Here is a 21,030-nt window from a genome sequence, read left to right as displayed (position 1 = left end):
ATTATGATTTATTTGAAGTAGCAAAATTAATTCCTGGCAATCAAGTTCAATCGCACCCCGTCCGCGTCCGATTTAAAACGCCTTGTTATGTGAATATTTCCAGACAAATATAAATTAAGGTACCGAACGCCAGGATAAATGGAATAAAATATTCAGAAAACGCTTTGTTGTTGAATACGAAAGAAACTGAAGATTTTAAGAAAGGGATAATAAATATTCTAAAATTCAAAGGTATTTCATCAACAGTTTCTGATTCGTTATACAAATTTGTTTCTTGTAATGGATACCTATATTTAAAAAAGGATGATTTTTTAAATTTGTTAAAGGGTTGGAACTCAATATTTGAATAAACATCGTAACCAAGTCTATTCATCTCTTTAATGATATTTGGCTTTGTATACTTAATCATCCTTTTTTCAAAATCTCCCCTAATTCCAAGATCTTTTTTACTCATTGTAGTCTGGTAAAACCAAAATAAAAAGTATACCCATGCAACTATTACCAAGTAACCGATTATTTCTGGCTCTTCAATTGTTAGTGAATTCCCAAGTATGTTTATTTCATCTATTGAGATTCCAATGTAATAGTTGACGATTATCAGAAGACTTAAAGTCAGTAAGTTTCTTCGAGATTTGTTTTCCATTAGAAGATTAAATTACACAGAACGACCCAGCGTTTAAAAGGCGCGGGGATTAAGATTTATTTGAAGTAGCAAAATTAATTCTTTAGAAGCAACAGCCAAGAAGCCAATACCGTAGTGTTTTACTTGAATCGTCAATCTTCAAACATTCCTCTCCAAAAAGTTTGTATTCCCCTCTACCCTAAGTAGGGCATTCCCTCTGCTTATATACTTTTGCCCAAACCGGTTTTTAATTTCATCCATCGCTTTAATCTGAGCTTTGAGTTCTTCGTCTTCCTGGAAGAACACGTCTAACTGACTGGACTTATCTATTTGGTTTGGGTAGATAGCGATGTTCCGAATTTCAATTTCTTTCTCACAGGCTTTCTCTATGGCATAGCCTACCTCATCCATACAGGCTTTGTAGATGTAGTCATCAATGTTGGTATAGCCATCGGTTACAAACCGAAAGCCCACCCCTCCAGCACCCTGCTTATTGTAGCCAAACATGCCAGAGAAGCTGTTGGCTCTTATTCCATAGGCTCACATTCATCAAAACGATAACCTTTGAGCAGATCTGAGGCAATGGTGAGTATGTTAACTGCAAAATCATAATAATTAAGCGGGGTAAATGATTCACTTTTGGGCTTCGGTATTGTAAGAAGCTGTTCTAATTTACAACGCCGGGAATCACATTGGATAAGTTGAGAATCCAATTATAAATATAAACCAATGTATACTTGTTATATAATCATATGTAATATAATAACCATATATAAGCAAAGCATTAACAATACTTTAAATCAAAGAAATATTTTACTTACTAAATAAGTAATTATTTTTTGTAACAATTAGCTATTAATCATCTCTTCTTTGTAATTGCAAAAGATTTAAAGAGAGTGACTTTTGCTAAACCAAAAACGCCAAAGCCATGAAGCCTGCTTTTCCTTACATAAAATTAACTTTAACAATAATTTTAATAGCATTTACACCAGCTTTTACTGCTGCACAAAGCATTGATAAAAGACCTGAAAAAGTGGATAAGTTAGTTTTAGAGAGAATAACAGAAGCAAATGTTGTATCTGAGGTTGGGCAGAAAAGTTTAAATTATTATCGCCAACAGTCTCAGCATAAGAGGGTTCATGTTGTAAAGTTGCCCAATGAGCTATACAAAGTGAAAGCATTTAATGTATTTGCTAACGAAAAAAGAAAAGAATTTTCATTTTCAATGTCTCAAGGAGCAAGTGAGTTTGTAATTGTTCAGAGAGAGGTAAATGTAATTTCTGATACGGAATATGCTTGGTTAGGAGATGTCTACAAAAAAGGGACTGAAGAAATTTTAGGAGATGCTACTTTAATTGAAAATAAAGATGGAAGGATTACTGGCAGTATTGACATTGACCGCATGTTTTTCAAAGTACGTACTTTGAAGGAGTCAAAAAACAATGTCATTATTGAAATGAGTGATGAGCAGAACGACGAGCCTCAAGTAGATATTGGCTCTAAGAAGAACTACGATAGTAACTATGGTAAATTTTCAAAACAAGAAACAAATATAACAGAGGAAATAAAGCCGATTATTGAGCCTATTTTTGATAATAACGAAAAACTTCAAAATACAGGCGTTATGCGCTGCTCACCAGAGCATATTAGAGTGTTAGTGCTATACACCCCAGGGGCTGATGATGATGAAGATGTGAATGCCGAAATAACATTAGCTAGCCAAGAATCAAACACAAGCTACACTAATAGTCAGATTACTAACGTAGAAATGCGCGTCGTTGCTAGACGACTATACAACTTCACCTCAACTGGAAATATACAAACTGACACACAGACTCTTTATGGAGATAACACTGCACAAGACTTAAGAGATCAATATGATGCAGACGTAGTAGTCTTATTGGTTGAAAATGGTACGTATGGGAGTCAATGGGGTAACGCCGGCACATTGGTTCTGGATGACCACCAAGCGTATGCTATTGTTGATGTTTCTAAAGCTACGGGTCCTCATTATACGTTCACCCATGAAGTTGGACATATTCAAGCGGCTTTTCATAATCCAGAAAATGCCTCAACAAACACACTTTATCCAGCCTTTGGGTATGGCCACCGATATACTTATAGTGGATGTGGATTTAATCAAAACTGTGGAAATACAACCATTATGTCCTTTAAAGACCCTTATTCAAATGGAGGAAACACGGATTGGAAAAAAGTGAAATATTTTTCAAATCCGAATCTTTCTAAGAATGGAAAGCCCTTAGGTATTGCAAATCAAAGGGAAAATTATAGAGTATTAAATGACACAAGGGATGATGTTGCCGACTTTGTTAATGAAGATGAGCTTCGGGCATCAATAGGTGCTACATATTTGTCCCCAGATACCTATTCATTTACTAGCAATCCCTGTGGTAGTTCAGGTACAAGGTCTTATCAGTGGAGGATTAGCCAAAATCCATTAGCCGTTGGAAGTGCAAGTGTAGTGTCTACCTCTCAAAATTATTCCACTACATTTAATAGTCCAGGTGACTGGTTTGTTCAAGTAGATGTTAGTGACACGAATGGTCAACAAGCTACTGATGTAATCAGAGTTTACATAGAAGGGTCAACATGTGGTCCGTTTGACCCATGTTTCAAAGGGGTAGAAAATCCAGAAGGTCAGGAACCCAATTCCGTTGAGTTATTACCCGCCTATCCAAACCCATTTAATCCAAGTACCCAAGTTTCATTTACACTACCAGAACCTGAAGATGTAAATGTTTCTGTCTATGATATATCTGGAAAAGAAGTGGCGGAATTAGCTAATAAAAGATTTAGTGCTGGTGTACATAGAGTTAATTTTGAGGCAGCCAATTTGTCAAGTGGAAATTATATCATCCGAATGATTGTCGCCGGCAATATCATAGAATCTCAAACAGTTACCCTCATAAAATAGCCGTTGTTTTTAATTCAGTATAGATAGTATGAAATATATGTTACCCTACATAATTACAATCGTAATTTTCTTGAATAGCTGTGGAATATTACCTTCAAACAACGAAGAAAAGTTTGAGCCGGTTTTTACAGCAGAAATTAATGGGGAGCCTTATGATGCTCGAGCTATTAATGGTAAGCTTACAGCAAAAGCTGTTCTGACCGATCAGGGTGAATATTTATATCTTACAATTTTTGGATATGAATATGACCCCCAATTCTACCCTTATAATGAGTTTGTTGGTTTTTCTATGAATTACAGCGAGGGTATTTCTGAATATCCTGCCATACTTGATACGATTACTGCAGGTAGAAATTTATATCTAGGTGGTAATTATTATGAAGTAAATGGAGACGCTACTATATCAGTATATGAAGCGAAAAATGATACTCAAGGTCATGTAACGGTTAACTTCGAGCCTCAGAAGAAAGGTAAAACCATCGTTTCCGGGACATTTGAAATGAGGGTAATAGTCAATCGCAGAGCAGATCAATATAGCTTGAGGGTTAATCAAGATACCTTATACATTACCAATGGGAAATACCGACTTAAGCTTGATGACCGGACGGAGGATGATTAACAAATGAAGAAAATAGCATTTATCATTTTACTAGTAGGTTTTTGCACAAGCTGTGATTTGTTCAACGCCGATGAGGTTGAAGAAGATGTTTCCCCCACAACATCCAATTATGACTATGTTGATATAGCGCCTGCCTGGAGTCCGGATGGAAACTGGATTGCCTATACTCGCACAAAGGGACCTCAAGAACAGAGAGGGATTTATCTTATTCGGCCAGATGGAACAGATAATAGATTCCTTCACCAAGGCTGGGCATATGATGTTACCTGGAGCCCTGATAATAATTGGATTGCATTTATCCAGTATGGGCAGGTATACAAGAAGCATATTCATTCAGATACCCTCCAGCAGTTAACTTTTCCTCCCGGTCGCAGCTATTACCCAAGCTGGAGTCCGGATGGTGAACGTATTGCATATGGGAAGTCGAATAATGACTCGACACGATCGGGTTTACGGTACGTAACTCCATCAGGAAATAAAGACTGGTTTATAACTGAATATGGATTATTTCCAAAATGGCTAAATGAAAATGAAGTTTTATTCAGATTGGATTTACACGATAAAAATGGAAATTTTACTTCTACTTCGGTAAAAAGAGTAAACATTCATCATAGAAATGTACTCGAAGTATTAAATGTTAAACCTCATAAGCTCTTACATTTAATTAGCTACAATGATTTGAGAAAAGAAATACTCTTTACAGGGTATTCAAAGAATGCTCCAAGTATCTTCTCGCAAAGCCTTAAAGGAGGAAAGAGAACATTACTTATGGAATATTCAGATGAAGCTGCATGGTCTCCCGATGGACTATCCATTGTATATACAAATATCAACACCGGCAATGGATATCTGTGGATAAAGCAAGATGTTGAAGAACCCTACCAAATAACTAACTAGATAATTTCATGAAATATTTCTATACCCTAATTATAGCACTAATAATTAGTACAGCAACTTATGCGCAAAAACATGATTATAATATTAATGTATATTTTACCCCTAATTCATTTGATCTTATAGATAATAGGGCCGTAGTAAATAACATTTCTGAAATAAGAAAATTATCCGCTTCATTAAAAGTTGATTTAGAAAAAGAGAAGTTTAAATCTGCAAGAAGAACGTTCCCAGAGTTCTCAAAAAGAGATACTTTAGTTATATTAGAAAATGGAAAGAGAATAAAGAAAATGGATTTGACAAGGGTATTTACTCTTAGCTTTCCAAATTTAATATCGGCTGAAAAGGCTATTGAAAACTTATCGAAAAATAAAAATGTTTTGTTTGCGGAACCTGATTGGGGAGTTGAGCCTACCTCATCAATAGTGCGGTCAACTGGTGATTCGGAGGTTGCTGACCAATGGCACCTGAATAATACAGGCCAAAACGGAGGAACTCCTGATGCTGATATGGATGTATTTGAAGCTTGGCAGGAATATGAGGGGGATGGACAGGTAAAAATTGCGATTATTGACACTGGAGTAGATGATGATCAGTTAGATTTATCAGGAAAGGTGACCGGTGATTTACATGATCCTAGTGTTAACTCAACTTGTAGAGTTGCATACTCGCATGGTACACATGTAGCAGGAATAGCGGCTGCAAAAAAAGGAGGAGGGAATGTTAGAGGAGTAAGTAGTTATTCAGGAGTAATTTCAAAGAATCTTTATGACGGGACTTGTAATACTGCTACCCAAACACCAGGTTACTTAGGTTCGGGTACTACTTACAACAAAATTATGGAGGCAATAAACGAAGGTGCCAGTGTAATAAATTATAGTAACAGTTCGACATCTAACATTACACTAATCAATGCTGCTTTTGCAAATGCATACCAATACAACATGATAAATGTTGTGTCTATGGGTAATATTGGTAATAATGAAAATCAAACACCAACAAAAAAAGAATACCCAGCTGCATTTGCTAAAACCCCAATGATTCAGGTTGGTTATACTGACAGATATGATTTAATTGGAAATAAATCAAGACAGGGTAATCACATTGATCTTGTGGCACCAGGAGAGGAGATTATATCTAATTGGACATTTAATAATGGTGAAACAGCAGAAAGAACCGGGACATCATATGCTACCCCAGGTGTTGCTGGTATTGCTGCATTATTATTTGAATATGGATTACAAGAAAAGTCTATTTACTTATACAATGATGATGTTCAGAACTTACTAAAGTTAAGTGCAGATAAGGTTCCAGCAATGGGGTCATCAAACTTTGACCCAGCGTATGGATATGGCAGGGCCAACGCTAAGAAAGCATTGGATAGGCTAAATAGTCCCTACATATTAGACCATTATTTTACGACAGGAGGATCAGTTCACAATTATTCATTTTACGAATATGTGCTTTTTTATGCTACCCCTGGAATATCAGATGGTTACCACGAAGTCGACAGAGTAGAAGTGCGAAAGACTGTATCTTATCCTACAATGAATGAGGTTCATGTATGGGGAAGAGGAACGGCTAGTGGAGGTTACTCCGATGACAATCCTAACTTTGCCTATAATTATACTGATGTAATTAATGTAACAAACACTTCAGCTACGTTGCGTACTTTTGTTTATAAAAAAAATGGGGTATGGTATCCTACTTCGCCAAGTAATGTCTCATTTGGATATACGGTACACGGAACGTTGGCGACTCCAACGATCTCTGCATCAATATCAGGACCTTCAATATTAAGTTCAGGTTCAAATGGTACATGGTACGGGTCTTCTTCAGATGGTCAATCCCCTTTACAATATGAATGGAGGATAGCACCAGTTGGTCAGGGTGGTAGTGGAACATTAGTTGGGACAGGATCTTCATATTCTGGTAGTCAAACCGATGATTTTGATTTATTCTTGACAATTACAGATTCAAGAGGGTATAGTGGTACAATCAGAAAATTTGTAGATGTAACAGGTGGTGGCTGCCAACCAGGATTTCCTTGCAAACCAATAGCTCCGGGAACAGAACAACCGGAAAGTTTTAGCTTAGAGCAAAACTACCCTAACCCATTTAATCCTTCTACAGAAATTACCTATGCACTACCTGAAGCAGCAGAGGTTGTCTTGAAGGTGTATAACATTATGGGTCAGGAAGTAGCAACACTTATTAATAATAACATGAGTGCTGGCTTCCATAGCATAACTTTTGATGCCAATACCCTGCCAAGTGGTGTTTATATAGCTCGGATGGATGCAGTTGGGCAATCAGGAGTAACATTTACTAAAGAACTAAAAATGCAGCTTATTAAATAAACCTAAAGCTGTCTCAGATTATAAAGCTCGTTTGGTTTTCCAGGCGGGCTTTTTTAATGCAAGAGATTTCATGCCCTTTAGCCTTAGCATGAGTGCTTAAGCGCTGTACTTATTGATTTTAGTAGTTGAGAATTAATCTAGTATTACTAATTTCTCTACCTTACCTAGATTTCAGATAATTATTTATAATTACTTTAGCACTCTAGCACTTAAATTAGCTATGCATTCCCTTAAAAGAAGTGTGTATTATCTCTGCAGAGATAAATTTGTTAAAATCGATTCTTGATCTCATCCATCATTCCAGAAAACAGGTAATGGATCTTCCGGTAATCTAGTCTGATCTGAACCATTATTTTTAAACATGTCATCAACAGTAATACTTGTATTCTTTAAATCTTGCATTAAAAAAAATAATTTTGGATCTACGTTTGTAGCATGTTTTTCAAGTAGCTTTTTGATGAAGTTTTCTTTCGAACCTTGTTTCTTTTGGCCATATAAGCTGGCACTATTAGATGCTACCCAATTCATGAATGGATAAATATTTAGCAAACCTAACGCACCTGCAAATAAGTTAGAAATGTTGGCAAATTTTGTCACTCTCTTATTTTTTTCTTCAATATGTATCTTGATTGAGGCTTCATTAGGCATAGATTCTTCACAAAATAATTCAAGCTCTTCCAGAATTTTTTGGACTACCTCATGAATATCTTCATCACTACTTCCCTTTACCTTCATTGCATTATAAACTAATGCTCCGTATGCCTCACGGGCTTTTGCAGCATTATTCGACTTGTGCCATTTTTTTAAAAAATCTACTCTATAAACAGCTGGTATTTTATCAAACTTTAATCCCTTAATTAACACTTTTAATATTCTATAATCGTAATGTTTTAGCAGGCTCCTTTTCGGAGTGATTTTTGGGTCCATAATAATTGGACGATGTTTAAAATCACCTAAATGAATATTGGGTTTTCCACCTCCCATCACTTTAGGATATGCAAAATATTCACTACTAAGTAGTAATTCATTTAGTGCTACTGTTGGAGAAGTATTAGATAATTCGGCAATCTCACATGCGTATTTAGTATTTCCAATCAAACATAGATTAGTAAAATTATTTCTAATTTGTTGCCTAATATCATTGTCAATAATCGATTTTTTGTTACTTCTTAATACTTTTTTTCTTGCATTTCTATACCCTTCAATTTTTAAAGCAGACTCATAATTATAAATTTCATCAGCGATTGCAAACCACTTATCTCCTCCGGTGTGTCTTAAAACTTCATGCCACCTTTCCCATGTTGGTGGCATTCGCTTAAGCAAAGGAAAGAGTGAATTTTTTACATCTTTGTGGCTGTACTTATCAGGGTGGTCAAGTAATGGAAATATAAATTGGTCTTCTGATTCAGGATCAGATAATTCCAAAAAGGAATTGAAATCCATTCCAAAAAATTCTGAAAAACTGTCAGCAGTAATTGGAGGTACATAACATATTACTTGCCTATATAAAAAAAGCATCGTAGCTAAACTTACACCGGGTTTATGTAGTCCATACCCTGACAATAAATTATATTCAGGGAATAACTTTTCTGGAGCATGAATAACAGCATATTTGTCAAGTAACAGGGAACTAATTTCTATACCCGCGCTCTTTTCTTTATCAATATATGTTGAAATGTTTATGCTCATAAGTGTATAAATTATTCAAGTAAACAACGTATTCCATATATGGAATAGTCTTTATATATATTCCTTTTTTGACTTTTAATAATATTTAACTGTAACCAGACTGTTAAACTATATTTACGCCTACTTGACTATCATATATTTTTTTTACATACTTACTCATGAGTCAGAGAAAAGTCCATATTATCATATGGATGCTCTTAATTTCAAGCGGGGTCTTTTTTACGCTTACCTTTTTAGAGCACCGAGAGCAACAAGCTACAAACCTTCAAAAAGAGAAACTGGAGAGGGGGTTACTTATGACCTTTCCATTCCAACAAGAAGGCCTGATTTCGAGCCTACGGCCCATTTCTTCAACAAAAGCAGTTGAACAATATGTTCCAGAAGCTAATTATACCGCTTTCATTCTATTAACCCCGACGGTTTGCACGGGCTGTATTTTAGAAACCCATGAGTGGATTAGTTTTTTAAAAGATTTTGAAGGAGTTAAAGTAGAACCTGCACTTGTCATTCTCGAAAATGACAGCACTGCCGCTCATACTTTTTTTCAAAAAACTCAATTCAATGAACTAGCATGGTGGGGTCTAAATTCGGTAACTGAACAGATAACTTCCATTGCAGAAGACATTCCAAACATGGGGCAGCTACTTGTATTTATTGATAATAAACAAGGGAAAATCATGCGTCGTTACATCATTCCCTCCAGGGTTACGAGCCTGAATACAAAACAAATTCTAATGGATCAGGTCTTTGCTCGTTCAACTGATAACAAATAAAAAAGAGGTACAATTATGAAAAATAAAATAAGCAACATGTTAAAACTATTTGCGGCAACTTGTGTGTTTGCGCTTTCCGCATTTAGTTATACAACTACAGTGCAGGCAAGTAGTGGAGAATGCCCTGTATGTATTAAGTCTAGTGGTTCTTCAGGCTGGTGTTCTATAGGTCAAGCTGGCACGAATGGCTGTGCGGAATTTGACAACCCCGCGGGTCCTGGTTATGATCCATATGGACCACCAAATGACTGTGGTGGATTTGGTGGTGCCTGCGGTTGTCCAGACCCCACTGTTCCTTGTGAAGCATAATCTAAACTAATTACATATTGAAAAGCTTACACATCTCAAATAAATCCCGAGATGTGTAGGTTTTTACTTATGATACTCTCATCATTTCATAGAATCGCATTTACTTTACTCGCTATAGTTCTCTTGTTTGGTTGTACCGACAAGGATGTCTCAACATTGTGGAATACTGTTCCTGTAGTCGAAATAACTCCCCATGTTATTTCTTGGGGTGACAGCAGTACTGCTGATAAAAATGAGGAGACGATCTTTAGTAGCATTGGAAGTATTTCAACAAGCCCCGATAGCCACCTCTTCATTTCAGACCGGATTTCACAGTCTTTAAAAAAATTCGACCATAAAGGACGCTTTATCCATGAAATTGGACGGCGAGGTCGGGGAGCTGGGGAATTTATGTCCCTTAAGTATTTTACAGTTTCCAACAACTCTGAAGAGTCAAGTACAATCATAACTACCGATGAGGTAAACCGAGTTATTTACAAATTCTCCACTGATGGGAAACTCTTGAATACCTTTCAGGTTGCCTTAGGAATTGAATACCCAATCGGTCCATTTACTTTTATAGAAACAGAAGCGAACTCTGGGTATATATTCTTGTACAAATTATTCGAAGCAGCAGAAGATGAAGATTGTTTGTTTCATTTTTTTAGCTCAGACTTTTCTCAAAAAATAAATTGTTTTGGCAGTTTTCGAGAATTACAATATTCCCACAGCGATGCCTATAGCTATCTAACAGAAGTAAGACCCGGTAATTTTATTATTAGTGAGGACAAAACTATTTATTATACCCCGTATTTATACGATGGATTTATTTACACCTATGCTTTTGATAAAGAGCTACAGGATTGGATATATGCTGGAACTATTCAGGGCTTGGTTTACGAATCAACCCCCATAGAAGAACAGGCCGAGCCTTCTGAATACCGATTAACTTACAAGGAGAAAAGATTGTATGGAAAAGTGAATAACACCAGCTTAGGTTTGTTCAGTGCCCCTGAAGGAATGTATCATTTTACCCGGATTAAAAGTGATAACGGAGAAAAGTGGTTTGGCATGGAGCAATATGATAACCAGAATCAATTAAAAAAATACATCCGATTTAAAGATACAGGATCGGACAGTCTTAAACTGTACCCTCCAGTTTTACACCGAGATACAAAAGGATTTTTTTATGTGCTGGGTGAACATGCGAGCGGCCTTCCGGAAATCAAACAATTAACCCTTGAGTCTGTAGCCGGTTTTAACCATACTAAGCCATAGAGTTGAGAGATTATTAAGTTTTAGGGTGATCACCAGCTGTCAGGGTCGCCTCACTTTCGAAACTTAACACACAATCAGGAATTAAAAATTTCTACGTTATGTCTGTTTTACTTTTTATAAGTCTGCTTTTATTGCAGGGGGCAGCTGTTCCTGAAAACATTCTTGGAGAAGATGAACTACTTAAAGAAGGCGCCGCACTGGAAGCGAAAGGTCATTATGAAATGGCCTTGGAGGTATGGGCTAAAGCCCCCGCTAATCTGGAAATACCCAGCTTTGCAATTGGGCGGGAATACATACGGCTGGCGTCGAAGCATCAGTTGCGTGAGTACTACGAGGCCGCCTCGGCCCTGTATAGATGGGGGCTCACCGCAAAAGAAACACCGCCAAATGCTCTTGCCCTGAACGAAGAACTGGCCATGCTAAAGCCGCTGTTCAGTTCCCTGCGATTCAACAACGAGCAGTACAAAGCATGGGTGGAGCTGCTCGACAAAGAAAATGTAGATGTGTACCGTCATTTGAGAACTTTCTGGGAGGAACTGGACCCTACTCCGGGCACTCGCTATAACGAGCGTTTGATAGAGCATTGGGAACGTATCGCCTATGCTCGCCAACATTTTGACCGAAAAGATGATCCACCTTATGGCACTGACGATCGGGGGAAAGTGTATGTGCAGTATGGGGAGCCGGATAAAAAAGACTCCGGATTCCTTAACATCACTTCAGCAGATATATATACAAACTGTCCTCCTGGTTGTAATCGCGAAGTTATGGTCAATGTAATACCAGCCCTTGACCCTAATCCTTACTACGAAATCTGGGTGTATGAAAAGCCCAATTCAGCAATGAAATTCAACTTAGTCAAAATATTTGGAGATAAAGCTATTGGTGGATTCAGTGAAGTTGAAAAAGTGGAAGATTTTATACCCAGTAAGGCTTTTAGCTTAAATGATAACAGGTATGCTTTTCAATCTCTTACCGGCTTAAAGTCTACCCCAGGCGTAGGTGCTACCCCGGGCATGGTAATGCAATTCAATTATTATTTGAAGTTGTCATCCACCGATTTTTTCTTCGCTAACCGTTATGAACAATTGTATTTTGAATGGGTTATGGGGTCGGGTGCAAATAAAGGCAAGCATCAGGGCCCAATTCAAGAGGAGCGTTCGAGAATCATCACTTTGAATAACATCAAGGAAGCCCCACCCGAACAGTCAACCTATGCAAAGGCTTTACCTTCCATCGAGCTTTCAGCCCATCACTACCGTATTTTGGATGAACAGAACCGACCGGCTGCTTTTACTTTTCTGGAAAGTCAGCCTGGTGCGCCTTTCTTAGATGATCTAATTGCCAATCAGGATATTCTATTTCCCGGGGATTCGGTGCCGAATCAAGCCGTACTCAACGAGTATAAACTCTTACATGGGTTGAAGGTGAATGGCGAAGATGGGGAACTGCTGAGTCAGTCCCGCGAGCAAGCAAATTTGGTACTAGACCTGGAAGGGAAAACCCCAAGCAGCAGCGTATTTAAAGTTCCATTTTTGGAAGAGAACCAAAAGCTAACCTTGTTTGCGGAGCTGCACAACGAAAATTCGGGGACCAAACCTGCTCTGGAGGATTCTCCGTTTCCGGCATCACTGCGCGGAATAGGAAAACTGGAATCCGAACTTCCCAAACCGCTAAACTCTGACCCTGAAAAACTTCAAATGTCCGATTTAATTCTGGGCTATCAAATGAATACCGATGCCACAAATGTACTGTTCCCATTCGTAGTGGCCAATGACAAACAAATTCCACAGGGCGAAGAGTTAGCTGTTCACTTCCAGATCTATCACCTTCAGGAAGGCGAGAACGGATTGTCCAATTTCACCATCGACTACGAAATTACCCAAGATCGACGAATGCAATGGCTGTTGGGTAAAGATAGGGAAGTGAGTCTATCTTTCACCCAGCAAGTGAGAGGCTCCCGATACGTACAAAACCTTTCTATCCTGACTCGTGAATTAGAGCCCGGAACCTACACTTTCTCTTTTAAAGTGACGGACGAGAACAGTGGAAAGAACATTCAGAAGGAAATAGAGTTAGAGATTATGAGCAGGGATGAGCAGAACCTCTCTTCACTTTAATGCCCGACTTTGCAAGGCCGATAATGCCTAATTTGGATGTCAGATTACCAAGTCGGCAAGCAAAGGCGCACATATAGCCCCCGACACTCCTCGCGAAGGCTATCGCTTTTATTATCGCGAATGATGACATAGGTGGTACTGATTTACGGGGTTCTGCAATTACAATCGATGAACTTGAAGAGCGTACCTTAATGAACTTCTTTGGGAAGTTAGATAATAAGATTGAAAGAAAAATAGAATCGACTTGGGATATTGAATATTGGAAGAGAGTAGCAAAATCAGGCCAAACGAAACGTTAAACTAAAAGATCTTGCACTAACATAGTACAGTTTTAGGCAACTAACATGAGAGGTATATCACTGCATTAAGCAGAAAAATTAATTTGATATTTATATAAGTCTAACTATAATATATTGAGATTAATTACTTTAGTTAAAAATATTATTGACATGAAATACTTCTTAACCGTTATTTCATTTTTAATTTTAATCGATTTTCCAGTTTTTGCTCAAGATGATAAGGGTACTGGATTAAGCTTTTTAAATCAGGACGAGTATCGAAGCATACCTCTTGCACATACTCCTTTTTCTGGTGATGAGTTACCTTCAAGAATTGATCTTTCAAGAGATTTTCCAACACCAGGAGATCAAGGTTCTCAAAATAGCTGTGTAGGTTGGGCAGTATCTTATGCTTTAAAATCTTTTCAGGAAAAAATAGAACATGGCTGGACACTGAATAACGATCGAATATTTAGTCCCTCTTTTATTTATAACCAAATAAATAATGGCACAAATAGCGGAACTTTTATACCTGATGCATTAAATCTACTATCTGAACAAGGAGCAGCTACACTTAGTGACTTTCCTTACAATGAGTATGATTATAGTACTAGACCTTCAAACGAATTAATCAATAGAGCCAAACCATATAGGGCTGATTATTGGCGAGTAGTTAATCATGCATCAGAAAGAGAAGTCAAAGCTCAGCTTCACGCAAATCTACCTGTTGTTATTGGAGCATTAGTTGATGAAAACTTTAAAAGACTAAATAGCCAGAATAATACTTGGAGGCAGTATCCATCTAGCAATTCATCTGGTCATGCAATGATAGTTGTCGGTTACGACGATAATAAAAATGCATTTAAAGTAATAAACTCATGGGGTACAAGTTGGGGCGATGGTGGATTTGGGTGGATTGATTATAATATATTTAAACGAGCCGTTAGGGAAGCTTATATTGTAAAAGATGCTAGAACGACGAACGTCCAAAACGACGATGGAATTGTTGAAAATAATAGAATAAGACCTATATCTATTGAACCTAATGACGAAGATTCTAGAGTTGATTTTACTCTCTTCCAGCCCTCTCATAATCAACCTGTTCAAACCAGATTTGGCATATATCCAGGTATGGTTTTATCTGGATCAGTTAACATCCCAGAGTCTCTTGGGAAACAAGTTCAAGTAGTAGTAAAAATATTTTATACTAATCAACAACAACAGAAAGGAGCACCTGTTTATGCGGTCCCTAATAATATATATTTCAGGGACGCAAATAATCAAGTTGCTACAGGAACAAATATCGCACCTATAGCAACTTTAACACCTCCAAACAATCAATGGCAAGTAAGATTTCCTTATGCTGTTTTTGGTTTACCAAATCAAGGGGGGTTTAACACAGCATATTTTGTTGCAGTGCCTTATTTATTTGTTGATGGTTTTGGTGTAAAAGAAGGAAACCCTATACCATTTTTTGTAAGGTATTAAGGTTATGGTAAAGTGAAACAAGTCTTCCCTTATAGAGTTTATGTCTATTTCTTTAGCTTATCACTATTACGCATGCAGCTTTCTAAGCTCTATTATATGTAAGTGCGCGAATGAGGAGATGTAAAGATCAACTAAATAAGCTATTTTTTAATAGCTAAACTAAAAGAGAAGGCAAGCCTCCTCTTTGGAGCCTAAGCTCCATTTAATGCATACTCCTCTGGCTGCTTATAGTCGGGCCGGTTAATAACCCGCTCATAATTTCCAGATGGAATTAGTGCATCTTTCACAACTCTACCACTGCCATCTTTAAAAGGAAGTAGAGATTCAATATTAGCATATATCCGGTCCTCCGTTTCGTTATGCACAACCAGAATATTACAGCTCATCCCAATATGCGCCTCGAGATCTATCCCTTCTAGCAACTCCTGTGAACTAAACTTCTTCCCAAGGAGTCGCTCCAGGTCTTTGCGAAGATTACTCTTCTCATGCAAGCTCCATGTGTAGCGCTTGGCAAGAATGAATGGCTTGTCATCCTCATCTTTCTGCTGAGTTTCAAAGACAAGCGATAGGCGATGTTTTTTTCCCCACGTGCTTTCTTGCTCGCCGAGGTCAACAGCGTCGACGAGTACGGCTGGGTGTAATCCCTCTGGGCATAGTGGATACTCAGATGGGTCTTCTTTTACGATTAGTGGCATAATTGCCTCCTTTATTATTTGACGGTGAACCGTCGGGTTGTGGTTGATTTTGTGTACTGGCGATAGAGCTTGGGGTGCGCCTCCCGGAATGCTTTCGTATCGAGCCGGTTCTGGGTCGAACTTTTCCAACTGATTAGGTCGTTACCAGCCAGCACCATACGTTCGGCGTCGCCAAGGCGAACCTTCAGTTTTGTTTTCAGGTCTTCTTCCATAGCCTCCAGATCCGACTTGCGCTCACGAACCTTTACCAGTTCCTGGTAGAGGCCATAGCCCGCAGGGGTGACTTCCATGGTTTTTCCATCCGAGGAGTCTGGGTACAGGATCAGGGCGTCTTCTCCATTTATTGGAGCAGGTCGCTTACCGCCAACCATATGAGTCTGCCACCATTGGATAAGGGTATTCATGTTATCAATGATGAGATCATCATCGCGTTCGATGATAACCGGATCATGGAACCGGCAGGTATCTCGCTCGTAGACTTGAATTATTCCCAGCTCATACCCGGTAATACCCAGATAATGTTGGATCTGAAGTATCCAACTTTTTGGATACTCGCCATCCAAGGCTTTCAGGCGATGGCTTGTGGTGGTCTTTAACTCGAGGACAGCTGTTGATTCCAGCTTGTCGCCAGCTAAGACCTGACGGTCGATGTTAGCACGCAGGAAGTCATGTTCGGGATGGACAAAGGTTTTATTCACCTGCCGGGTTTTAAAGCCCGTCACGTCCTCAAAGTGCATGGCCAGTATGGACTCGAAGAAATGGCCGAATTTGAGAATGGGCGTATTTTCAATGGGAGGCAACAAGTCTTGCTTACGCATCCAAAGTTGCAGGGGCGTTGAGTAGGGATTCTCCCCAAGGATCGTCCCGACGTCACTGCCTCCGAGATATTCCGACCGCTCTGACACCCATTCGTCTGATGGGAGTTCTGATTCTAATGATTTCATAAGGGTAGGGTTTAAAGGTTCGTAGATATAAAAAAAGCCCACTGAGTTATTCAGCAGGCTTATTGTGGTTTTGGTTTTCTTCGTCTTCCGGTTTGGGGACTTTTCCAAGCAGGAGCACACGCAGGGTTTGCTTAACAAACTCTGCGGCGGCTTCTATAAAGTCGTTGGTTACACTCATTGCTTTTTACCTCCGGTGATAATGATGATCACAATCTTAATGATCAGTTTAGGTAGGCTCATAGGGCGAATACTTTAGATACATTATCCTGGTATCGCGCTTGAACATGAGGGTCCATATCGTGGGAGATCCGATTCGTTAAGCGATTCAGTAGTACCCATTGAGATATGCGTCCTATCTCTTCCTGGTCGATAGCTTCTTGAGCTAGTCGCTTGGAGATTTTCTCTGAGACATGCTCTACTAGTTGTTCATCTACCCGGAGTACTTCTAAGCGGTTGATACGCTCTTGTATCTCTGGGAAGAAAGATCTCGCCTCGGCAAGCTTCTCACTTAGGTCATCAAAGGAGAATCCCTTCGTATGACGAGAATAGTACTTGCTGAGTACGGTTCCGAAGACCATTCCATTGGAACAGATCGCACGGATGGCTCCAAAATAGAATCGTATTCCCTCCGATTGGTCATAGGAGTTATGTATGAAAGCGGATAAGGCAATCTCAGACTCCTGATCCCGAAGTTTGAGCTCAGGGAAGGTGATCTGTAGCCTCATACGCTCGTTGCTTACAAAGGAATGAGACGGATCGATCTTGAAGGAATGACCACAGGTTGCTAACTGCCTCAGTAGCTGGTCAATCAGGTTAGAGTTCGTCACGATTTTATAGGTATCGCGAACAACGCTGATGACCTCATTGGTATCCTCCCGGACAATAGCTTTGTAGCCATTTGGCAGAAAGGAGTCTTGGTCATAAATGTCGATTAGAGGGGATTTCGCGTTATCTACTGCGACCACACGTTCGGTCACAGGAAAGCAGAATGGTTGTAGGTTCATGGTATAAGAATTATAGGTTAATGAGCAGGATTGCTCATTGTTCTTATACCTTAAAAACAATGTTTTAAATTATATATTAAGCGTTGTTTCCAACATAATTACTATTATGAAAAATTATACTATAAGTGTTCCTGAGAGGTTGACAGGAAAAAAAATTAGTGAGCTATTTGAATTATCTACTGATTTTTTAAGAGTTATTAATCAATATGACCGTGTTACATTTGACATTTCTAAGTGCAACTTCATAAATCCTGCTGGAACGGTATTACTGAGTGCTTTTAGAGATATTTATAAAGACAAATCTCCTGAAATTGAAACTTATGTACGATATAAAAAAAGCAGCCGGGTAACTAAAATTCTACAATCATGGGGGCTATATACTCTGGAAGAGTTATATCATGACTCTTACGTAAAATCTATTTCTAATTATACTGTTCCTTTAGAACGTTGTAACAATACGGATGAGTGTTTAGATGTCCATGAAAAAATCATGGATCATATTAAAGTTAGAACTGAATGCACGGATAATACATTTGCAACATTGGATTATATACTAAATGAAATTTGGGACAATGCAGGCACACATGGTTATGAATGTTATTACACTGAAGAGTATCCCAAACCAATTTATTTCCAGTCATTCTCATATAAAAGTGGAGTTGAAATTGCTATCCTAGACTTAGGACAGGGTATAGCAAATAGCTTAAAAAGCAAAGATTTTTACCGTAACTTTTCAACTGACCAAATACTGAAAAAAGCACTTGAGGAAAAAGTAACCGGACACCCAAATAATAGTCCAGGATATGGCTTGTATAGTTCTTCAGAACTAATTAAATCAAATAGTGGCGAATTGCACATCTGGAGTTCCGGTAGAAGTATTAATGTCACAAATAATTCCACGAGGACAGGTATAGGTGGATTTGAAAATGGCACATTAGTCTACTTAAAGATTAAGGCACAAATAGATACTAAATTTGAAGAGATAATGAATGGAAGAAAAGTGGAAAATTATCTCGAAGATCACCAGATTACATTATGAAGATTAAATTATCTGAATATGGAAAAACTTTAGGTCCAAGAGTTCTTGGGGTTAAAATTAAAAATGAAATCTTAGAAATAGTTGAAAAGGAAGCTGAAATTCATTTTGATCTTACTGATTTAAAAAGCCTATCAACCGGGTTTTGTAAAGAGTTATTTGGTGAGTTATATATTGAATTGGGAGATGACTTTAAATCTAAAGTCAAGTTTAAGTTAGACGGTGCGGAAAATAATGAGAGACTTCTGAAAATTATAAATAGAGGTATCTCAAGCTCAATTCAAAACCGAGATAGTAAATAATTAGGTATAAGAACAATGAAGGCTCTACAGCCCTCACAAATCTTAACCAACCCTATCCAACATGCATACCGTAGCAGAGGTATCTCTCAAATACTCCTCCCAGAAGTCTTATGACGAGATGCCAACCATTACCTCCCCAGAAGAAGCCGCCGAGTTTCTTCGTGGAATATTTGACCCCGATACGATTGAGCTTAGAGAAGAGTTTTTTATCGCACTTCTTAGCAATACCAAGCAAGTTCTCGGGTATAGTAAGATCTCGATTGGTACGATGAACGCCACTTTAGTTCAGCCCATAACGATTTTCCAAACAGCTATTCTTGGGAACGCTCATGGCTTAGTGCTTGCGCATTCTCACCCATCTGGGAACCTAAAAGCATCCAGTTCGGACATTAGCCTCAGCAAACGGCTTAGAGATTGTGGCCAGCTTTTAGGTATCCAAATAGTAGACCATATTATCCTGACCAAAGAATCCTACACGTCCATGAAGGAGCTTGGACTGTTTTAAAGAGAGCGGTATGCTCTCTTTTTTTAAGTTAAACCTCTATTTGCCCTAAAACTTCAGCGTCATCAGATGGACTTAAGTGAGCGTAAATACGAGTTGTTTCAGATTTACTGTGACCTAAATAAGTCCCAATTTTATATAACTCAACTCCCTTTTGGGCTAACTGTGAAGCAAATGTATGTCTTAAAGTATGTATAGTTTTATCTTCACTAACTTTCGCTTTCCCCGCGGCTCTCTTGAAAGCCCCATAAACGGTGTTTGGATGAAGTTTCATGCCCTTCTTGGAGGTGAAAACAAAAATGTCATTCTTCTCTTCTTGTTTTCTTAAAATATCAACGGCTTCAGCACTCAAAGGAACATTGCGAATAGAAGACTTGGTCTTTGGCTCCCAAATTAACTCACCGTCTTCAATATATTTCTCAATTGATATTACTTTGTTCTCAAAATCAACGTTATCCCATTTAAGATGGATGAACTCCCCCAATCTTAGTCCTGTAAGAACAAAAAATTTAAAGTAATCCATATAGAATTTGTCAGAGCACTTCCAAACTTCGTGCAGCTCTTTTTTGGTGAAATACTGCACCTTTAATTTTGGATCCGGCTTTTTAGTTTTGATATCAGCTGAGATTTTTCTCGGCATATACCCTTTTCTAATAGCTGTGTTTTCAATAGCTTTTAGAAAAACCAAAAGATTATTTTTTCTATGATCTGATTTAGTCCTTTTTTTTAAAGTATCAGCTAACAACTGAAATTGTGCTTCAGAAATAGTGGCTACGTCTTTGAAATATTTTTCACCTACTTCTTTTATAGCCTCAAGAAGATGGTGCTTGTTCGAACGGTATTTTTTGAATGTACTTTCTCTGACATTTCTCTTTTTAATACCCATGTGAATTTCAATAGCCTGCGTAAGGCTGATTCTTTTTCTCCCGGTCGTTATACCAGCCTGATTCAGAAGCTCATCAATTTTTTTTGACCTGGCTTGGTTCGCTTGGTTTTTTGAAACAAACCCGATTCTCTCTTTGTGCCTCTCTCCGTTCAAATGGTAATCCAAGTAAAAGGACTTACCCTTCTTTCTTATATCGTGTCGTAGTATTACATCGGGAATTTCTCTGCTCACTATTTTCGTTTTGTTTCTCACTAAATTTGAAGCAAATAAAGCGAAAGGTTGAGCTATAGTCAAGAAAAATCGTCTTGTTTTCGTCC

At 38.2% G+C, this 21,030-nt stretch carries 19 protein-coding genes; 12 read left to right on the top strand and 7 right to left on the bottom strand.

Features of this window, described 5'->3' with window-relative positions; translation table 11 throughout:
* Positions 1–85: 85 nt before the first annotated feature.
* Entirely contained in the window at positions 86–643 is a 558-nt protein-coding gene (locus CL667_05565) for a hypothetical protein (protein MAL17163.1), read from the bottom strand.
* Between the two features lie 138 nt (positions 644–781).
* A complete protein-coding gene (locus CL667_05560) occupies positions 782–1,129 on the bottom strand; it encodes a hypothetical protein (protein MAL17162.1) in 348 nt (115 codons plus the stop codon).
* A gap of 421 nt (positions 1,130–1,550) precedes the next feature.
* Between CL667_05560 and CL667_05555 the strand changes: the two genes are divergently transcribed.
* From CL667_05555 to CL667_05540, 4 genes are read left to right on the top strand one after another with little or no spacing between them, the layout of a single operon-like run.
* Positions 1,551–3,557, top strand: a complete 2,007-nt coding sequence (locus CL667_05555; protein ID MAL17161.1) for a hypothetical protein — start codon at positions 1,551–1,553, stop codon at positions 3,555–3,557.
* A gap of 28 nt (positions 3,558–3,585) precedes the next feature.
* On the top strand, positions 3,586–4,176 hold the full coding sequence (locus CL667_05550) for a hypothetical protein (protein MAL17160.1): 591 nt from the start codon (positions 3,586–3,588) through the stop codon (positions 4,174–4,176).
* A gap of 3 nt (positions 4,177–4,179) precedes the next feature.
* Positions 4,180–5,073 carry a hypothetical protein gene (locus CL667_05545; GenBank protein ID MAL17159.1) on the top strand — a complete coding sequence of 298 codons (894 nt, stop codon included), beginning with the start codon at positions 4,180–4,182 and terminating at the stop codon, positions 5,071–5,073.
* 8 nt (positions 5,074–5,081) lie between these two features.
* Positions 5,082–7,430 carry a hypothetical protein gene (locus tag CL667_05540; GenBank protein ID MAL17158.1) on the top strand — a complete coding sequence of 783 codons (2,349 nt, stop codon included), beginning with the start codon at positions 5,082–5,084 and terminating at the stop codon, positions 7,428–7,430.
* Between the two features lie 288 nt (positions 7,431–7,718).
* Here the strand turns inward: CL667_05540 and CL667_05535 are convergent, their stop codons facing one another.
* Positions 7,719–9,119 (bottom strand): hypothetical protein, encoded by a 1,401-nt coding sequence (locus CL667_05535; GenBank protein ID MAL17157.1) that lies wholly within the window; start codon positions 9,117–9,119, stop codon positions 7,719–7,721.
* Positions 9,120–9,310: 191 nt separating this feature from the next.
* Between CL667_05535 and CL667_05530 the strand changes: the two genes are divergently transcribed.
* From CL667_05530 to CL667_05510, 5 genes are all read left to right on the top strand, one after another.
* On the top strand, positions 9,311–9,892 hold the full coding sequence (locus CL667_05530; GenBank protein ID MAL17156.1) for a hypothetical protein: 582 nt from the start codon (positions 9,311–9,313) through the stop codon (positions 9,890–9,892).
* 15 nt (positions 9,893–9,907) lie between these two features.
* On the top strand, positions 9,908–10,201 hold the full coding sequence (locus CL667_05525) for a hypothetical protein (GenBank protein ID MAL17155.1): 294 nt from the start codon (positions 9,908–9,910) through the stop codon (positions 10,199–10,201).
* Between the two features lie 51 nt (positions 10,202–10,252).
* Positions 10,253–11,458, top strand: coding sequence for a hypothetical protein (locus CL667_05520; protein ID MAL17154.1), 1,206 nt, complete (start codon positions 10,253–10,255; stop codon positions 11,456–11,458).
* Between the two features lie 98 nt (positions 11,459–11,556).
* On the top strand, positions 11,557–13,578 hold the full coding sequence (locus CL667_05515; protein MAL17153.1) for a hypothetical protein: 2,022 nt from the start codon (positions 11,557–11,559) through the stop codon (positions 13,576–13,578).
* A 449-nt stretch (positions 13,579–14,027) separates the two neighbouring features.
* Complete coding sequence (locus CL667_05510; GenBank protein MAL17152.1) at positions 14,028–15,344, top strand: hypothetical protein; 1,317 nt, start codon at positions 14,028–14,030, stop codon at positions 15,342–15,344.
* A 191-nt stretch (positions 15,345–15,535) separates the two neighbouring features.
* Here CL667_05510 and CL667_05505 read toward each other — a convergent pair whose 3' ends face one another.
* The 3 genes from CL667_05505 to CL667_05495 form a co-directional block, all read right to left on the bottom strand.
* Complete coding sequence (locus CL667_05505) at positions 15,536–16,039, bottom strand: hypothetical protein (protein ID MAL17151.1); 504 nt, start codon at positions 16,037–16,039, stop codon at positions 15,536–15,538.
* Positions 16,040–16,053: 14 nt separating this feature from the next.
* Positions 16,054–17,025, bottom strand: a complete 972-nt coding sequence (locus tag CL667_05500; GenBank protein ID MAL17150.1) for a hypothetical protein — start codon at positions 17,023–17,025, stop codon at positions 16,054–16,056.
* A gap of 194 nt (positions 17,026–17,219) precedes the next feature.
* Positions 17,220–17,987, bottom strand: coding sequence for a hypothetical protein (locus tag CL667_05495; protein ID MAL17149.1), 768 nt, complete (start codon positions 17,985–17,987; stop codon positions 17,220–17,222).
* A 106-nt stretch (positions 17,988–18,093) separates the two neighbouring features.
* Between CL667_05495 and CL667_05490 the strand changes: the two genes are divergently transcribed.
* The 3 genes from CL667_05490 to CL667_05480 all read left to right on the top strand — a co-directional run bounded on the left by CL667_05490 (position 18,094) and on the right by CL667_05480 (position 19,830).
* Positions 18,094–19,026 (top strand): hypothetical protein, encoded by a 933-nt coding sequence (locus CL667_05490; GenBank protein MAL17148.1) that lies wholly within the window; start codon positions 18,094–18,096, stop codon positions 19,024–19,026.
* Positions 19,023–19,325 (top strand): hypothetical protein, encoded by a 303-nt coding sequence (locus tag CL667_05485; protein ID MAL17147.1) that lies wholly within the window; start codon positions 19,023–19,025, stop codon positions 19,323–19,325. The genes CL667_05490 and CL667_05485 overlap by 4 nt, the downstream gene beginning before the upstream one ends.
* A 61-nt stretch (positions 19,326–19,386) precedes the next feature.
* Complete coding sequence (locus tag CL667_05480; GenBank protein ID MAL17146.1) at positions 19,387–19,830, top strand: DNA repair protein; 444 nt, start codon at positions 19,387–19,389, stop codon at positions 19,828–19,830.
* Between the two features lie 28 nt (positions 19,831–19,858).
* On the opposite strand, the gene CL667_05475 is transcribed toward CL667_05480, so the two are convergent.
* The gene (locus CL667_05475; protein MAL17145.1) at positions 19,859–21,007 is read right to left on the bottom strand and encodes a hypothetical protein; all 1,149 of its coding nucleotides are present in this window, start codon (positions 21,005–21,007) and stop codon (positions 19,859–19,861) included.
* Positions 21,008–21,030: the final 23 nt, after the last annotated feature.

Source organism: Balneola sp., assembly GCA_002694685.1.
In the GTDB taxonomy this organism is placed as follows: domain Bacteria; phylum Bacteroidota; class Rhodothermia; order Balneolales; family Balneolaceae; genus Gracilimonas.
The sequence above is the reverse complement of the archived record's forward strand: the minus strand, read 5'-3'. Positions and strand labels throughout refer to the sequence as shown.

Excerpts from the sequence above, each read along its gene's own strand:
- CL667_05565 (MAL17163.1), bottom strand. The coding sequence starts at position 643 with ATGGAAAACAAATCTCGAAGAAACTTACTGACTTTAAGTCTTCTGATA.
- CL667_05560 (MAL17162.1), bottom strand. The coding sequence starts at position 1,129 with ATGTTTGGCTACAATAAGCAGGGTGCTGGAGGGGTGGGCTTTCGGTTT.
- CL667_05555 (MAL17161.1), top strand. The coding sequence starts at position 1,551 with ATGAAGCCTGCTTTTCCTTACATAAAATTAACTTTAACAATAATTTTA.
- CL667_05550 (MAL17160.1), top strand. The coding sequence starts at position 3,586 with ATGAAATATATGTTACCCTACATAATTACAATCGTAATTTTCTTGAAT.
- CL667_05545 (MAL17159.1), top strand. The coding sequence starts at position 4,180 with ATGAAGAAAATAGCATTTATCATTTTACTAGTAGGTTTTTGCACAAGC.
- CL667_05540 (MAL17158.1), top strand. The coding sequence starts at position 5,082 with ATGAAATATTTCTATACCCTAATTATAGCACTAATAATTAGTACAGCA.
- CL667_05535 (MAL17157.1), bottom strand. The coding sequence starts at position 9,119 with ATGAGCATAAACATTTCAACATATATTGATAAAGAAAAGAGCGCGGGT.
- CL667_05530 (MAL17156.1), top strand. The coding sequence starts at position 9,311 with ATGCTCTTAATTTCAAGCGGGGTCTTTTTTACGCTTACCTTTTTAGAG.
- CL667_05525 (MAL17155.1), top strand. The coding sequence starts at position 9,908 with ATGAAAAATAAAATAAGCAACATGTTAAAACTATTTGCGGCAACTTGT.
- CL667_05520 (MAL17154.1), top strand. The coding sequence starts at position 10,253 with ATGTGTAGGTTTTTACTTATGATACTCTCATCATTTCATAGAATCGCA.
- CL667_05515 (MAL17153.1), top strand. The coding sequence starts at position 11,557 with ATGTCTGTTTTACTTTTTATAAGTCTGCTTTTATTGCAGGGGGCAGCT.
- CL667_05510 (MAL17152.1), top strand. The coding sequence starts at position 14,028 with ATGAAATACTTCTTAACCGTTATTTCATTTTTAATTTTAATCGATTTT.
- CL667_05505 (MAL17151.1), bottom strand. The coding sequence starts at position 16,039 with ATGCCACTAATCGTAAAAGAAGACCCATCTGAGTATCCACTATGCCCA.
- CL667_05495 (MAL17149.1), bottom strand. The coding sequence starts at position 17,987 with ATGAACCTACAACCATTCTGCTTTCCTGTGACCGAACGTGTGGTCGCA.
- CL667_05490 (MAL17148.1), top strand. The coding sequence starts at position 18,094 with ATGAAAAATTATACTATAAGTGTTCCTGAGAGGTTGACAGGAAAAAAA.
- CL667_05485 (MAL17147.1), top strand. The coding sequence starts at position 19,023 with ATGAAGATTAAATTATCTGAATATGGAAAAACTTTAGGTCCAAGAGTT.
- CL667_05480 (MAL17146.1), top strand. The coding sequence starts at position 19,387 with ATGCATACCGTAGCAGAGGTATCTCTCAAATACTCCTCCCAGAAGTCT.